Source organism: Paenibacillus sinensis (assembly GCF_019904155.1).
In the GTDB taxonomy this organism is placed as follows: Bacteria; Bacillota; Bacilli; order Paenibacillales; family Paenibacillaceae; genus Paenibacillus_AQ; species Paenibacillus_AQ sinensis.
Window position 1 is genome coordinate 25,771 of sequence record NZ_JAHCMB010000020.1, and the last position, 14,668, is coordinate 40,438.

The following is a 14,668-nucleotide window of genomic DNA, read 5'->3' on the forward strand; positions in this document are numbered from 1 at the left end:
CCTGACGAAAGGGACTAGAGTACGCTTTCCTTGACATGGGTGGAAGCAAAATCAGGCGGATTGAACCAGTCTCCGCTCTTCGCCCAGGTGGAATCCAGAGGAATCCAGGTTCCGCTCTCAGGCAGATAGACCTCATTCCAGGCATGAGGCCCATAGCCACCCCGCCCGTCATAGCCTCTGCCGGTCACAACTCTGACCTGAAGTCCCTGCGACCGGGCCATCACGGCGTACAGCCGCGCATAATCGATACAGACGCCGAGGCGGGTATCGAACGTCTCCTGCGGCGTCTGCTCCTTCCATATCCGGTTCCGTTCATAATTCTCCGCCTTGGCGTAATCGTACGAAACCCGGGTTCCGACCCAGTCGTATAGAAGCCGCGCCTTCTCTTCAGCGTTCTTGCCGCTGCCGGCAACGTTCGCCGCGGCCTCGCTGATATTGCCCGAAATATCGCGGTCGATGATCTCGTACTTGCGCCTTAGGATGTCGTTCATCTCGGCAGTGACCGCCTCAGTGAATACCGGCAGCTTGTCCTGAACCGCCGAACCGGCCACCGGCTCGATCAGCTTCTCCACGCCCTGCCGGTACACCGGCGAAGCCTCGATATAGCGGGAGACCCCGCTCCCGGGGCTCAGTCCTGTTCCCACATACAGCGCTATGATCAGCAGCAGACACCGTACAGCTCCGATGAACAGTCCGACGCCCGCTCCGCCCAGCCTGCTCCCTGCCGATACCTTCCGTCTGTCAGACCTCCGTCCAAAGACAGAGGGCAGCGGCAGGAACAGAAGAAGCAGACCCGCCAGAAGCCGGATCACGCTGTACCCGATCAGCAGCAGAAGCAGGAACCGCAGCAGCGGCAGTCCCGCCAGCGCGGAAACAGCCGTATAGTACATCTGCTGCCACTGCTTCAGCTCACCCGCCGGGGCGGATACGCCCTCGGCCCATGCCTGAACGCGCGGCGACGCGTAAACCGCGGCCGCGGCGGCCAGTATGAGCGACACCAGCGTAAGCAGGCTTGAGCCGAGCAGTCCGAACAGCCTTCCGGCTGACAGGGAGAAACCTCTGGCCCATCCTTGCACTATTGAAATCAGCAGAACGAGCAGCAATGCCAACGTGATGAGATTGGCATCCCGCAGGCTCTGCAGCCATTCATTCCACATAATTCCCTCCTGCGCTCTCTATCGCCATCGCCTATTTTCCGGCTTTGCGCGCTTCTTCAATGAAGCTCTTGAGCGTACCGTTCACGCTCCACTGTCCCAGGCTGACGCCCCGGAACGTAACGCTGGCCTTGTCCTCGCCGGCCTTCCCCTTGACCTCCAGGTTCGGCGTCTTGATTGTGTATCCGCCGCTGCCGTCGGAGGTATAAACAGCCTCCTGCGCTTCCTTGAGCATGACGTCCTTGGCTTCGGTCTGCAGCGTCCCGACCGCTTCATTCTTCACTTTATCAACAGCATTGCCGATTTGATCTATCGTAACTCCGCTGTAGATGAACAACCCGGCGATAATGATGATGGCAATCGCCCATTTCAATACCGTTTTGACCAAATTGACAACAGCGAACAGCAGAACAAGCGCGATGATGATGATAAGCCAATTTTCCCGAAAAAACTGTGACCACACTTCCGTATTCATCAATCCAGCAACACGCTCCTGTACCTGAATGCCAGGAGACTTCCGCATGAGAAGCGGGAATCCCAAGGTTATCATTATTATACATGATGAGCGGGCATAATTCATGAATCCAGCGGATGACAACATTGTAAGGTTTAACGGGGGTTCTACACCCCGCTCCCTTTACGTAAAGTACAAGTATCGGTTGTCCGCCGGGGAAGCGGCTGAAATGCCCGAAATGTAATCATCCGGCGGCAAGCCATCGATGTTCCGCCCCCTCGGAGGGCGGCCTTATACGGAGGTGAACGGCCTGTGAAGACCGCGCTTTGGCTGTATTTGTTTCTGTTTCTCGCGTACTTCGATTTGCATGCGCAGTACCCCATCCTGACACCCTTTGCGGTGTCGCTCGGCGCAGGCCCGGCCTTCATCGGCTGGATGATGGGCATGTATTCCCTGACCCATCTCCCCGGCAACCTGCTGGCCGGCGTCCTCATCGACCGCAAGGGAAGCCGCCGGTTCATCATCGGCAGTCTTGTGGCGGCGGGGGCCGTCCTTCTTCTGCAAGCCTATGCCCAGTTGCCCTGGCATTTGCTGCTCTTCAGAGCGGCCAGCGGCTTCGCGCTCGCGTTCCTGTCCCCGGCCTGCCTGTCCCTGCTCGCCTCCCTGTCGCGCGATAGCGTGAAGCAGGGCAAATACATGTCCGGCCAGGGCATCGTGCATACCCTGGCCTCCGTCCTGTCGCCGGCCGCGGGCGCATTCATCGTGGCGAAGGCCGGCTTCTCGGGTACTTTCATGTCACTGGGCTGGCTGCTGATCGCCACAGGAGTTATGGCCTACTTCAGCCTGCCCCGGGTCCCGAAGCCGAAGCCAGCCGGCGTCTTGAGTGCTGGAGAAGGCGGCTCTCTTGCGGAGCAGAATGGCTTCACGGACGAAGGCATCCCGCATTCGAAGGCCGGATCAGCCGAAGCCGGAAGCGCCTATCCGGCAAATGCAGATCCCGCCGAGTCTCATGGCGCCCGGCGGCCGATCTCATTGCGTTATTTTCTGCTCCCCTTCTTCGTCGCCTGTGCCCAGGGCGTGCTCTTCTTCGAGCTGCCGCTCTCCCAGACAGCCAAAGGCAACGGCGGCATCATGTCGACCGGCATCTTGCTGTCGCTGCTCAGCCTGGGCGCGCTCGTTACCTTGAGCATGCTGTTTCTGAACCAGCTGCCGCCGATCCCGCGAATCGGCGCTGCGCTGCTCGGCATGGCGCTCTGCTTCTTCGCGCTCGCCGCCGTACCCGCCGTTCCTCCGGCGGCGGTGCTCTTCCTGCTGGGCACGGCCAAAGGCGTGCTCTTCCCGGCGATCGCCTCGCTGTTCATCGGCATCAGCGGGCCCGGGCGGCTCGGACGCACCTTCTCGCTGCAGTCCATCGCCACCTCGCTCGGCGCCTTTGCCGGCCCCGTCGCCGCCGGTCAGCTCCGCTACGCGGTGTCGCCGTACTTCATCGGCTTTCTGCTGCTGATGACAGCCCTGCTGCTGCTGCCCCGTCCGAATGCCGGACAGCTCTCCACGGCCAGTCCCGATCTGAACGGCCGGACGGCGTAGCCGCAAGCCCCCGGGCATCGGCGAAAAAACCAGACCCGTCCCCGCTCTCAAGTTTAGGCAAGGGCACAAACCCGCTGGGTGGATTGACATATACTACACTGTAATCCTTCAATCCACCTAGAAAGGGAGTTGAATTGCAATGACGAATCCCTGCTGTCCTCAGGTTGCTCCGGTAGCTGCCGCTCCGGTATGCGGATTGGGTACTTCCACCGCTACCATCCTCGTTCTGTACATCCTGCTGGTCATCATCCTCAGAACGTTCTGGGTGTAGTTCCACAGTCTAACCCAAACCGAAGCATCCGGCTCGCACTGGCGACCGGATGTTTTTTTACGCCAATTGCCTGTCCTTATGCCATGTATATGAAGAACTTTCCCGTGAACAGCCCCACTTTCCGAGCTTGTTTTACAAACGGCTTGTCCGGCATTTCCCGGGGAATGATTACATAAACCTTCGCAATTCTGTTAAAAACGCCAGGCGTCAGGTAATATTAAAACAAGAAAACGGAGGTGAGGCTTCCATGTCAATCGCCATTATTGTCGAAGGCAAGAACGACCGTAGCCGCCTGAGACGCCTGCTGAGGCCCGAAGTCGACATCTTCTGCACCTTTGGGACCCTTAACACCGAGAAGCTGGAGACGCTTCGCAAGCAAGTCAGCGGATGTGAGTTGTATCTCTACATGGACAATGACAGCTCGGGCAAAAAAATCCGCGGCGTGCTTCGCGACGCCTTCCCCGATGCTGAGCATATTTATACCCGCCGGGGATATGCCGGGGTCGAAGGCACGCCGGACGAATATAATATCAGCCAGCTCGAAAAGGCAGGGCTTGAGGAATATATCATTTATCCGGAGCCGCTCCCTTACTAACCGGGCAGAACATGAAAATGACAAAAAGCCCGCCATTCGCGGGCAGGCTGTTTCATTTTTGCAAGCTGCGCCTCCTGATAACCGGCAGCTGTCCGGACCTGGAAGCCGTTGCCTCACCGCCATGTAACCCGTCAAGACGGGTCAGGCGCAAGAAGCTGCCAAGTCCGTGCCGATGGATGCGCACAAGCTCCTTCTTTTTTATATGTGAATCGTGTTCAGTACAAGGGCGATCAGACTGAGGGTCAAATAATTGATCGAGAAGAAGAAATTCTGCTTCGCCCAGGCGTCGTCATCTTTTGCCCATAGTCCTTTCAGCGTCAAGAACAGCCAGGCAGCGGACAGCCCCGCCGATACAATCAAAAAATAAATGCCGGCATAGTTGTACGTGTAGAGCAGAACCGACACGGGAACCAGCAGCGCGACGTAAGGGATCATCTGCAGCTTGGTGCGATGCGTTCCCTTCACGACCGGAAGAAGCGGGAAGCCCGCATTCCGGTACTCTTCCTTGCGGCGAATGCCGAGAGCCCAGAAATGAGGCGGCTGCCACAGGAACAGCATGGCGAACAGCAGCCAGGCGCCAAGATCGACAGTGCCCGTAACGGCAACATAGCCGATAACCGGCGGCATTGCTCCGGAGATGGCACCGACCGAGGTGCTCCAGGTGGATGTGCGCTTCAGCCACAGCGTGTAGACGACCACGTAGACGAACATCCCCACGATGCCGAAGACCCCTGCCAGCACTCCCGAGAAAAGAAACAGAGCAGCCAGCCCGAACACTCCGAGGGCGACACCGTACACAAGCACTGTATTCGGCTTAAGGCGGCCCGTCGGCAGACCGCGCTTCTTCGTCCGTTCCATTTTCATGTCGAGATCGCGGTCAAAATAGTTGTTGAATACGCAGGCCGAAGCCATGACCAGCATGGTGCCGAGCAGCATCAACACGAGTCTGCCGTACTCAACGCTCCAGCCCGATGCCACCCAGTAGCCCGCGAACGCCGCAATCAGATTGGATCGAATGATCCCCGGTTTCGTTACGGTAACAAAATCCCGCCAGGTAGCGCGCCCTGATTCAGGCGGGAGCTTGGCGGATACTGTCGCGGTATCGGATGTGGCTTGGTATCTCCAATTATTATCCATATAAGTCCAGGTCCTCCTTCATGTTCATTCATTAACGAAATGGAGCTGCAAGCTCGTTCCTCAAATTTAAAATTACAGTTTCATCATCCCGCTGTTAACTTTATCATATCAAACCGAAAAATTTTTGGACAGAGAACGATCAACTTGTTCATCAATTTGACAATTACGTGACATTAAATGTTTTTTTAAGGTGTAAATATTAAGCTAAAGAAATGGGTAGTTATTAATAGAGTACTTCTGTGCAAAGGAGACCAGGTCTATGGATACCGCAACACACTTTGTAATGGGTTTCGGGCTTGCCGGCCTTTCTTTCGTCGATCCCGCCGTCGCCTCCCAGCCAATGCTGGCGGGCGCCGTCATGTTGGCCACCGTCATCGGCTCACAGGCGCCTGATGCCGATACCGTCCTCCGGCTCAAGGGCAATGCGCTCTACATCCGAAATCATCGCGGAGTTACCCACTCCCTTCCTTTTCTTGCGCTGTGGCCCGCTTTGATTACCCTTGTACTCAGCCCCCTGTTTGGCTTGCATGATACAGGGACGATCGGCCATCTGGCGCTCTGGAGCTTCATCGCGGTAGCCGTTCATGTCTTTAGCGATCTGTTCAACACGTATGGAACCCAGGCGGCGCGGCCGCTGACCGAACGCTGGATAGCATGGAACATTATCCACATCTTTGATCCCTTTATTTTTGGAACCCATCTTGCCGCGATTGCGCTCTGGATTACAGGGATGATCCCTCCCGCACCGCTCTTCGTCACCTTGTACAGCATGATCGCCGTGTATTATATCTGGCGCACCGTCGTCCATGCCCGTATTACACGAAGCCTCAAGCACAAGGACATCCGGCATGATCCCGGCGAACAATATATGGCGATACCAACCATAACCCCCCGTCGCTGGAACGTCGTCAAGAAGAAAATGGACGGCACCTACTGCATCGGCCAGCTGACAGGCGGGCGCCTCGAATGGTTCAAGAATGCGGCCAGTTCGACACATCCCGCCGTGGAGCATTCCAAGGAGCATCCGGATATACAGGCGTTCTTGTATTTCACATCATACGCCGTCGCCGAGGTCGAGGAGCTGCCTTCAGGGTATATTGTACGCTGGGGAGACGTCCGTTATTTGCACCGGAAGCAGTTTCCGTTCGTCGCTGTCATCGTCATGGACCACGAATACCGGGCCCTGCAGACCTATGTCGGCTGGCTGAGCAGCGAGAAGCTTGACGAACGCTTTGCAATCGAGCCTGGATCGATTAAAGTATAAATAAGCTGTGATTGCAAAAAAGCCCCGCAGCCGTTGGGGAGGGGACTGGGTCAGTCCCCCGTCAAGCTGCGGGGCTTCATTATATCCGGGCGAAGGCCGAATGCCTTTGGCATCAGTCTTCGCCCGGGACAAGGAGCGGTTGTATGAGCAAGGGACTTTCATTATGGTTTGCTCTGTCTTCTATATTATTGCTGGCGGCGGCGTCCATTGCCCTTACCTACCGGGTTTGGATCGCCCTGCTCCTTGGATTGCTCTGCATTCTCAATATCGGCCTTGGCTTCATTGTCAAGGCGCGCACCCGGCAAGAGTAACGTCTGTTCGGGCGGTACGGGAAAGCCTCTGCCGGAAGAGAGCGGCAGCACATGCCGGACGAGATGGTTGCCACATGCCCTGGCGGATTCTCGGCACTTATGCCGGAAAGTCTCGGCCTGGCCGATTCAGGACGTTCCTCGCCAGGCATGCGCCGGATCGCTCCACCAGACCAATAGCGGCGTTCCCCGCCAGGCATACGCTGGACCCCCTTCCCCGACCAATGCGGTGCGGATGACCCGCACCGTTTCACCGGACATCCGATGCTTCTGGCAAGCCTGTGCGGCGATCAGCTATCAGCGGGTAGGGAGGAATCCCATCCGTTCCTTGACGCCCGCCAGAGTGACAGCTGCCACCTCGCGGGCGCGCTCTGCACCCGAAGCAAGGATGTCGATAATCGCGCCGGAGCTGCGAATGTCCTGATACCGCTTCTGCAGCGGCTCCAGGGAGCTTACCACCACTTCAGCCAGATCCTTCTTGAAGCCCCCGTACATTTGTCCCTCGTAGCGGTTCGCAATTTCCTCCAGCGACAGACCGGAGCATTCAGAGTAAATACTCATCAGATTGCTGACTTCCGGCTTGTTCGCAGGATCATACACAACCTCGCGGCCCGAGTCGGTTGTCGCCCGGCTGATCTTCTTGCGAATGACATCCGGCGGGTCCAGCAGCGCAATATAGCTGCCGGCGTTCGGGTTGCTCTTGCTCATCTTCTTGCTGGCATCGTCAAGCGACATGATACGCGCACCCACTTTGGGGATATAAGGCTCGGGGATCGTGAAGAATTCGCCGAAGCGGCTGTTGAAACGCCCCGCCAGATCGCGGGTCAGCTCGAGATGCTGCTTCTGGTCTTCACCGACAGGCACCAGGTCCGCGTTGTATACGAGAATATCGGCCGCCATCAGGGCCGGATAGACGAACAGGCCGGCTCCGACCGTATCTTTCCCGGTCGATTTGTCCTTGAACTGCGTCATTCGCTCAAGCTCGCCCATAGAGGTGAGCGTGGTCATCAACCAGCCCAGCTCGGCATGCTGGGGTACATGCGACTGCAGATACACATTGGAGCGGGCGGGATCGATGCCCGCCGCGATGAACAGCGCAGCGACTGCCTCGGACCGCTCGCGCAGACTGGCCGGCTCCTGGGGAACGGTGACCGCGTGCAGATCGACGACCACAAAGAAGAATTCGTGGTCATGCTGAAGCTCATCTTGAAGCTTGACGTAATTTTTGATCGCGCCGATATAGTTGCCGAGCGTCAGCGTACCGCTGGGTTGAATGCCGGACATTATCTTTTTCATAACAAGACCCTCCGTTTTCTTAATATCTGACCTGTTAACAGGAACGCAAAAAGGCCTCACTCCGCAAGGGACGTGAGACCGTGGTGCCACCCTTATTCGAAGGCGCAGTCTTCCCGCTTCCATCCGGAAACGGATTATTACAGCTGCAGCCATCCTTAAAGACTTTCTGTAACGGGAAAGGCCCGGCCGGTCTACTGGGGAGGATTCTCCCGTTCGAGCTCGGCGCTCAGGGGTCCATTCGGTCGGAAGCCATCGTCCGGTTCGCATCATCCACCGGCTTTCTGCAGCCCCGCATCTTCCGCTTACTTGTCCCCATCATCGCATTGACAACATCTTGAACTGAGTTCATCATAGAGCCGGAAGGTAAGTTTGTCAAATCGTTAACCCCATCTTTCGTAAATCTGTTATGATAGGGATATGTGTTTGCGGTTGCAATTAAGTGTACGACAAAGGAGCATGGATCATGAAACAGGTGACCAAAGGGCAATGGTGCGGTTATGACACCTACATTTTGCACAGCCGCGATTTGGAAGTCACGCTGCTGCCCAAGCTGGGGAACAACATTATCTCCCTCCGGGATATTAGGGAAGGACGGGATATTCTGCGCAGCCCGGAAGAGGCAGATCTGGATTTCTACTTGCAGAAGCCTTATCACTTCGGCATTCCGCTCCTCATTCCGCCGGGACGTATCGCCAAAGGACGCTTTGAGTTCCAGGGAGCGAATTACCAGTTCGACCAGAATACTGCCAATGACAATCACATTCACGGTCTTCACCGTACGCAGTCATGGATCGTCAGCGATATTCAGGAAGAAGAGGACGGATGTGCCGTAACGACAGAGTTCTGCAGCCAGAACGATCCGCACTGGATGGAGCAGCTTCCGGTAGAACTCAAGTTCGAGATGACGTTCCACCTGCAGGATTCCTCGCTTCGCCAGACGTTGAAGGTGACCCATCTCGGCCATGAGCGGAGCATCCCCTTTGGAATCGGCTATCATACCTGGTTCATGATTGACGGAGAACCGCAGCGTTGGAGCGTCAAGGTTCCGGTAGAGGGAGTCTACGAGCAGAATGATCAGCTGCTTCCAAGCGGCAAGGTTCTGCCTCTCGGCCCGCTTGCGGCGCTGAACGAGGGAATGAATCTGGAAGGAACCAACTTTGACACTCCCCTCCGGATCGGAGAGAAGCGGCCGGTAGAAGCGCTTGTGCTGAGGGATGACGGATATGGATTGAAATACGGAGCGGACGAAAATTACTTCCGTCATTGGGTGCTCTACACGAAAGGTACTGCCGATCAGTTTCTGTGCGTAGAGCCCTACACTTGGCTTCCGGACGCGCCGAACGTACCGGGAGGACCGGAGTTTACCGGTCTTCTCACCCTGAATCCGGGTGAGACGCTCGAGCTTGCGACCTGGATCGAGATGATCTATCCCGAGTCCGAGGCTCCCGAAACCCAAGAAGCCTGATAGAGCTTAAGCTTAACTTGACGAGCGGTCCGGAATTCCGGCCGCTTGTTTGTATTAACAGGTGTGTAACCGCTGCCGCACGCTCCCTCCTTGACATGAATTCCCATCCTCGTCCTCTGTGAATCTGTGCATGATATCTCCTCTTCGGGTCATACTATCTCTACCAAGGACGAAGGAGGTGACAAACATGGGTCAAGCAGGTCAAAGCCAAAGTCGCAACCGTTCCAACAACCTGGTCGTTCCTCAAGCCAATGCAGCTCTGCAGCAGCTGAAATATGAAGCCGCTCAGGAGCTTGGCGTAACCATCCCTCAGGACGGTTACTATGGTAACTATACTTCCCGCGAAACCGGTTCTCTGGGAGGTTATATCACCAAGCGTCTTGTACAACTGGCTGAGCAGCAGCTCTCCGGTCGTTCGACACTGTAATCCATCGTATATCGCTTAACCTAAGCCCTCCCGCTTCCCAAGGAAGCGCGGGGGCTTTTTGGAGCTTGGTCATCTGTTGAATACGAAGGAGCGTTGCAGGTTCAGCCGGTTTCTCCCGGTCACTTCAAGCATGAGTTCTTTAGCCGCAGTTATGGTCGGCATCGGCACCCGCGCTTCTCGGATACCGGATCATTAGATTGGCCATATTATAATTGGATTCCAGCACTGCATCGACCATTATAATTCCCTGTTTGACAGCGAATTCATAACTGATTTCGCCGTGTGTCCAGCGCCGCTTGAATTTCAGGCTCTCCAGAGCCATTAGGCGAAAGGAGGCCTGCTGTTCAGCCGTCAATCCTTCCTCCTTCTCCATAAATGTCCCGCTCCGTCCTGTCAGCGGATTATGCCGAATACCGAATTTGCCCACCAAATCATTTCGTATTTGCACAAACAGAATGCCTGAGGTCACCCCCGAAAGCTCCTCCCGAAGCTCTCTAAACACCAAATCCAATTGCCTCGCGAGAGACAATTGCTCCATCTTCAGCATACTCATCCTCCTTGAACTAGTTATACAGCTTCACCATATAAGGCTTAAGGCTCATTATAGGGGATTAACTTATGCACCACAACAATTTCCAACATAATTGGGTTATTATTCCTATAAATGCGCATTTTTCTTTATTTTCTAACAAGTTTCTCACTACTGAAGCGTGTTTTTCGACATAGATCCATAAAAAAAGACCCGCGCCGACCTAAGATCGGCGTGAGCCCATTCGTACTTACACCTCGAGGTTTAGCTTTCTTGCGTGCATTTGCCGACTGGAATGTCTGTTCGGTTCACATCTGTGTATAGATTGCGAAAGATTCCCTAGTCCAAATGTTCCGTCATCTTGAGGAAGGTGTCGATATCCTCGAGAATGAGATCGGCGGCACCTTGCCAGAAATCCGGCTGGGTCAAATCCACTCCCAAATGCTTGCGAACAAGCTCTTCCAGTGTCATAACTCCGGTATCACGCAGCAGCGCGTCGTATTTGTCCGCAAAGGAAGGTCCTTCCTGGAGGGCCAGGCGGTACAAACCGGTGCTGAACATATAGCCCACCGTGTACGGGAAGTTGTAGAATGGCACGTCCGTGATATAAAAATGCAGCTTCGCCGCCCAGAAATGCGGATGGTAGCCGGACAGAATGCCGCCGAACGCTTCTTTCTGCGCATCGACCATCAGAGCGTTCAGCTCCTCCGCGCTGACAAGTCCGGCTTTACGCTTCTCGTAGTAGGCCGTCTCGAAGAGGAACCGGGCATGAATGTTCATGAAGAAGGCCACGCTGTTCTGGATTTTCTCCTCCAGCAGCGCCAGCTTCTCCTCGTCACTGCCTGCGGCTTTGACCTGGGCATCGGCCACGATGACCTCAGCGAAGGTAGAAGCCGTCTCCGCCACATTCATGGCGTAGTTCTGGTTCAGCAGCGGCTGGTCGTCAAGCAGGTACGAATGATACGCATGCCCCAGCTCATGCGCCAGTGTCGCCACATTGGACGGCGTGCCGCTGTATGTCATGAAGATCCGCGATTCCTTGCTCATCGGGAACGAGACGCAGAACCCTCCCGGACGCTTGCCCGGACGGTCTTCCGCTTCGATCCAATCATTGTTGAAGGCGCGCTCGGCGAAGGCCGCCATCTTGGGACTGAATTTGCCGAATTGGGCGACAATTTCCTTCGCCGCGGTGTCGTAAGGGATTTTCTCCGACGAACGGGCGATCGGCGCTTCAACATCCTCCCAGCTAAGGCTTTCGACGCCGAGCAGCTTCGCCTTGCGCTTCAGATAGGCCTGAAGCGCCGGCTTATTCTTGCCGATCGTCTCCCACATCATATCGAGGGATTCCGCCGTCATGCGGTTGATCATCAGCGGTTCCTTTAATATGCTGTCCCATCCCCGGGCGCCGTACAGCTTCAGACGGAAGCCGGCCAGATGATTGAGCGTGTCGGCGCAATAGTCGGCCACTTCCCCCCACGCTTTTTCCCATTTGGCGAACATATCCTTCCGCGCCTTGTTGTCATTGTCATGCAGCTTGTTGAACGCCTGGCCGGCCGACAGCATCTTCTCTTCACCGTCTTCATCTGTGTATGGAATGGCAATAGAGCTGACAATTGTCTCGTAATGCTCGCTCCAGCCATGGTAGCCGTCAACGGCAAGGTCCAGCGCCAGGCTCTCCAGCTCCGGACTCAGCTTCTCGCGTGCCTGGTCCCGGCTCTCACTGAGAACAAAGGACAGCGGCGCAATCTCTGCACGGGCCATCCACTGCGCCCACACCTCATCTTCTGTCTGGCGCAGCACGTTCTCGAACGCGGAAGATACTCCCTGGAACCGGGCGCTCAATCCGGCAACCGTCCCGGACAGACGGACAGCACCCTTGTCCTGCTGGTTCTGGGCGCCCAGGCAGCCTGCAAATTCCGAGGCTTGAATCAGACGGCCGGTACAGCTCTGAAGCAGCTCTATGATCCCGTCAAGCGCTTTGCTGGCTTCCGCATCCTGCGGAGCATGGGCCGCCTTTACCTGCTCGGCCAGCTTGCCGATATCTCCATCCAGTTCGGAGAGAAAAGCTGCAAATTCGGAAGAGGCGGAGCCTCCTGCAAAGAGAGAATCCAGTTCCCAGGTCAGGGAAAGCGGTTGTTTCATCGGTCAACACCCATCCTTTATAGTTGTTGTATGCTTTAATCATAGCATTCCACGTTTGCTTTGTAATGCTTCGCGCTACATGGTAAAGTGGATTACACGCTTATCATTTAAAACGATTGGGAGGACAATTACAATGCGGCCACTTCAAATTTCGCCGGAAACGGCATTGGCGCTATCGAAGCAGCTGGGTGTCCCTCTGGAGCATTTAATGCATATGCCGCAGCATATCCTGATGCAGAAGATCGCCGAGCTCGCCAAGAAGAATGCCGGTGAAGGCGATTCACCGGACGGGGAAGGCAAGAACGAAGCATGATTCCGTTCAACCGCGCCTGGCCTTACGATATTATTCTTGGAGATATGTATGTGCAGACCTGCCCATTCTGCGGCGCCGAGAACGTGCTGCTTCCCATGAAGCTCAAGGAGCTGAAGAGTGTCAGGGAAGGCAAGAAGAAGCTGCTGGTCTTTCCGTGCTGCAGCGAAAGACCCGTCGTAATCGACAGCGATGACGATTATCTGTTGTTTGACCGCACGGTTCGTTAACGCTGTACCGCCAACAGAAACAGACACCGTCCCGAAGAACGGCGTCTGTTTCTTTTTCTGTTTCTTTTTTTGTGATATATAAAATCAGGACAGACCTGAACATCTTAATATGTCAGGCAACAGGACCCGGTTCCTGGCCTTGCATCTGCTCCCGGATAACTCCCCACTGCTCACGGGCAGCGCGGATCATTGCGGCATCCACGATCTGGCGATCGTTGACGATCCGCGAGAACCACTTGACGGCTTCGTTAAACTGGCCGGTGCGGCGGTTCAGCTCGCCGATCAGGAACATCAGCCGGGCGTCGCTTCCCGATATGCCTTCGTGCTGAAAGACGTTGATGTAGCTGTCGAGACTATGCTTCAGAAAGCGGAGCTCTTGCGCCTTATCGCCGTTATAACGGTACATCCAGGCGATATGATGCAGCAGGCTTGCGATCAGCCGCTCCTTGTCCTGGATGGCCTGGGCGCAGAGCAGAGCCAGCTTGTAGGTCTCCAGCGCTTCGCTCCAGCTTCTCTTGCCTTCAAAGCTTCGGGTCTCCCAGCGGCTGCCGATCTGCATCATGAATGTCTTGCGCTGCCAGTCGGTGAGTCTCTCCACCGAATTCTCCGTGGAAGCGAAGCCGCAGTGCGGACAGACACGGACCACATAGTAATCGGGATTCTCATTCTGGTAATAGGAGCAGAAATCGGCGTCGCGCCGGACTGCTCTCTTAAGACTCGGCCGTACCCGGGAGGTCATGAATTCCTCCTCGCAGTTGCAGCACTTCACTTTAATCGAATACAGGGGTTCCAGGGCGACAGTCTGATTCATTGTCGTGGCGTCCATCACACTTCACTGCCTTTCCGGGGGTGTGTTGACAAAATGACGGGCCGGGCCCGCTAGCCGCCCGATCACGAAGGTCCGGAGCTCTTCCTCCGTCCCGACTTCTCTTAAAGCCTCATCCATGCATCCGAGCCAATCCTCCGCCTTCTCCGGCGAGATCGGCACATGCATATGGCGGGCTCTCATCATCGGGTGGCCATGCTGATCGGAGTAGAGGGAAGGCCCTCCGAAGAATTGCGTCAGGAAAAGATATTGCTTGTCCATAACCGGGGCGATATCGGCCGGGAACAACGGGCCAAGCTGAGGATGTGCCTGAACTTTGCTGTAGAATACCTCAACAAGCCTGCGCAGTCCTTCCGCTCCGCCTAAATTCTCATATAATGTCTGATGCGGGTTCATGGAAAATGCCAACCTTTCACCGAATATAATAGTATCGGCCTATTGATTATACCAAATTTAGGACCGAAAGACATCAATAAAACATGAAATGTCGGAAAAAGTACCCAACTTTCGGTCCGTGGGGCTAAAGTAACATTCCGAAGAATGGACACCTGGCCGGAAACGGACATTTTTCTTATTTTGCCCACAAAAAGGCTTCTAACATACTGAACACAAAAAAGACGCTAAACGATTGTTTAGCGTCTGCAGCATATTAATAGGTCCGCCAATCCTCATC

At 55.5% G+C, this 14,668-nt stretch carries 19 protein-coding genes; 10 read left to right on the forward strand and 9 right to left on the reverse strand.

What is annotated here, in order from left to right; translation table 11 throughout:
• Positions 1 to 14: 14 nt before the first annotated feature.
• Positions 15 to 1,157: a transglutaminase domain-containing protein gene (locus KIH86_RS01255; RefSeq protein ID WP_223083258.1), complete on the reverse strand. Its 1,143-nt coding sequence runs from the start codon at positions 1,155 to 1,157 to the stop codon at positions 15 to 17.
• 31 nt (positions 1,158 to 1,188) lie between these two features.
• Complete coding sequence (locus tag KIH86_RS01260; RefSeq protein WP_223083259.1) at positions 1,189 to 1,629, reverse strand: hypothetical protein; 441 nt, start codon at positions 1,627 to 1,629, stop codon at positions 1,189 to 1,191.
• 291 nt (positions 1,630 to 1,920) lie between these two features.
• Here KIH86_RS01260 and KIH86_RS01265 point away from each other — a divergent pair, with 291 nt between their 5' ends.
• The 3 genes from KIH86_RS01265 (at position 1,921) to KIH86_RS01275 (ending at position 4,061) form a co-directional block, all read left to right on the forward strand.
• Positions 1,921 to 3,195 (forward strand): MFS transporter, encoded by a 1,275-nt coding sequence (locus KIH86_RS01265; RefSeq protein ID WP_223083260.1) that lies wholly within the window; start codon positions 1,921 to 1,923, stop codon positions 3,193 to 3,195.
• Between the two features lie 139 nt (positions 3,196 to 3,334).
• A complete protein-coding gene (locus KIH86_RS29380) occupies positions 3,335 to 3,466 on the forward strand; it encodes a sporulation protein YjcZ (RefSeq protein WP_235775207.1) in 132 nt (43 codons plus the stop codon).
• Positions 3,467 to 3,713: 247 nt separating this feature from the next.
• Positions 3,714 to 4,061, forward strand: a complete 348-nt coding sequence (locus KIH86_RS01275; RefSeq protein WP_223083261.1) for a DNA primase — start codon at positions 3,714 to 3,716, stop codon at positions 4,059 to 4,061.
• A 198-nt stretch (positions 4,062 to 4,259) separates the two neighbouring features.
• Here KIH86_RS01275 and cyoE read toward each other — a convergent pair whose 3' ends face one another.
• Positions 4,260 to 5,198 carry a heme o synthase gene (gene cyoE, locus KIH86_RS01280; protein WP_223083262.1) on the reverse strand — a complete coding sequence of 313 codons (939 nt, stop codon included), beginning with the start codon at positions 5,196 to 5,198 and terminating at the stop codon, positions 4,260 to 4,262.
• 259 nt (positions 5,199 to 5,457) lie between these two features.
• On the opposite strand from cyoE, the gene KIH86_RS01285 reads away from it, so the two are divergent.
• From KIH86_RS01285 to KIH86_RS29770, 3 genes are all read left to right on the forward strand, one after another.
• On the forward strand, positions 5,458 to 6,462 hold the full coding sequence (locus KIH86_RS01285; protein WP_223083263.1) for a metal-dependent hydrolase: 1,005 nt from the start codon (positions 5,458 to 5,460) through the stop codon (positions 6,460 to 6,462).
• 143 nt (positions 6,463 to 6,605) lie between these two features.
• A complete protein-coding gene (locus KIH86_RS01290; RefSeq protein ID WP_223083264.1) occupies positions 6,606 to 6,773 on the forward strand; it encodes a hypothetical protein in 168 nt (55 codons plus the stop codon).
• A gap of 51 nt (positions 6,774 to 6,824) precedes the next feature.
• The gene (locus KIH86_RS29770; protein ID WP_268964101.1) at positions 6,825 to 6,950 is read left to right on the forward strand and encodes a hypothetical protein; all 126 of its coding nucleotides are present in this window, start codon (positions 6,825 to 6,827) and stop codon (positions 6,948 to 6,950) included.
• Positions 6,951 to 7,067: 117 nt separating this feature from the next.
• Here KIH86_RS29770 and trpS read toward each other — a convergent pair whose 3' ends face one another.
• The gene (gene trpS / locus KIH86_RS01295) at positions 7,068 to 8,066 is read right to left on the reverse strand and encodes a tryptophan--tRNA ligase (RefSeq protein ID WP_223083265.1); all 999 of its coding nucleotides are present in this window, start codon (positions 8,064 to 8,066) and stop codon (positions 7,068 to 7,070) included.
• Positions 8,067 to 8,292: 226 nt separating this feature from the next.
• A complete protein-coding gene (locus tag KIH86_RS29775; RefSeq protein WP_268964102.1) occupies positions 8,293 to 8,415 on the reverse strand; it encodes a hypothetical protein in 123 nt (40 codons plus the stop codon).
• A gap of 114 nt (positions 8,416 to 8,529) precedes the next feature.
• Here KIH86_RS29775 and KIH86_RS01300 point away from each other — a divergent pair, with 114 nt between their 5' ends.
• Positions 8,530 to 9,531 (forward strand): aldose 1-epimerase, encoded by a 1,002-nt coding sequence (locus KIH86_RS01300; protein ID WP_223083266.1) that lies wholly within the window; start codon positions 8,530 to 8,532, stop codon positions 9,529 to 9,531.
• Between the two features lie 187 nt (positions 9,532 to 9,718).
• The gene (locus KIH86_RS01305) at positions 9,719 to 9,958 is read left to right on the forward strand and encodes an alpha/beta-type small acid-soluble spore protein (RefSeq protein ID WP_223083267.1); all 240 of its coding nucleotides are present in this window, start codon (positions 9,719 to 9,721) and stop codon (positions 9,956 to 9,958) included.
• A 139-nt stretch (positions 9,959 to 10,097) separates the two neighbouring features.
• Here KIH86_RS01305 and KIH86_RS01310 read toward each other — a convergent pair whose 3' ends face one another.
• Together KIH86_RS01310 and KIH86_RS01315 are read right to left on the reverse strand one after the other, a co-directional pair.
• The gene (locus tag KIH86_RS01310) at positions 10,098 to 10,505 is read right to left on the reverse strand and encodes an O-methyltransferase (RefSeq protein ID WP_223083268.1); all 408 of its coding nucleotides are present in this window, start codon (positions 10,503 to 10,505) and stop codon (positions 10,098 to 10,100) included.
• 321 nt (positions 10,506 to 10,826) lie between these two features.
• Positions 10,827 to 12,629, reverse strand: coding sequence for a M3 family oligoendopeptidase (locus KIH86_RS01315; RefSeq protein ID WP_223083269.1), 1,803 nt, complete (start codon positions 12,627 to 12,629; stop codon positions 10,827 to 10,829).
• 133 nt (positions 12,630 to 12,762) lie between these two features.
• Here KIH86_RS01315 and KIH86_RS01320 point away from each other — a divergent pair, with 133 nt between their 5' ends.
• Positions 12,763 to 12,942, forward strand: coding sequence for a YycC family protein (locus KIH86_RS01320; RefSeq protein ID WP_223083270.1), 180 nt, complete (start codon positions 12,763 to 12,765; stop codon positions 12,940 to 12,942).
• Positions 12,939 to 13,169 carry a hypothetical protein gene (locus KIH86_RS01325; protein ID WP_223083271.1) on the forward strand — a complete coding sequence of 77 codons (231 nt, stop codon included), beginning with the start codon at positions 12,939 to 12,941 and terminating at the stop codon, positions 13,167 to 13,169. Before KIH86_RS01320 ends, KIH86_RS01325 begins: the two co-directional genes overlap by 4 nt.
• A gap of 112 nt (positions 13,170 to 13,281) precedes the next feature.
• Here KIH86_RS01325 and KIH86_RS01330 read toward each other — a convergent pair whose 3' ends face one another.
• Together KIH86_RS01330 and KIH86_RS01335 are read right to left on the reverse strand one after the other, a co-directional pair.
• Positions 13,282 to 13,995, reverse strand: a complete 714-nt coding sequence (locus tag KIH86_RS01330) for a DUF2225 domain-containing protein (RefSeq protein WP_235775208.1) — start codon at positions 13,993 to 13,995, stop codon at positions 13,282 to 13,284.
• 6 nt (positions 13,996 to 14,001) lie between these two features.
• On the reverse strand, positions 14,002 to 14,391 hold the full coding sequence (locus KIH86_RS01335; RefSeq protein WP_223083272.1) for a globin domain-containing protein: 390 nt from the start codon (positions 14,389 to 14,391) through the stop codon (positions 14,002 to 14,004).
• Between the last annotated feature and the right edge of the window lie 277 nt (positions 14,392 to 14,668).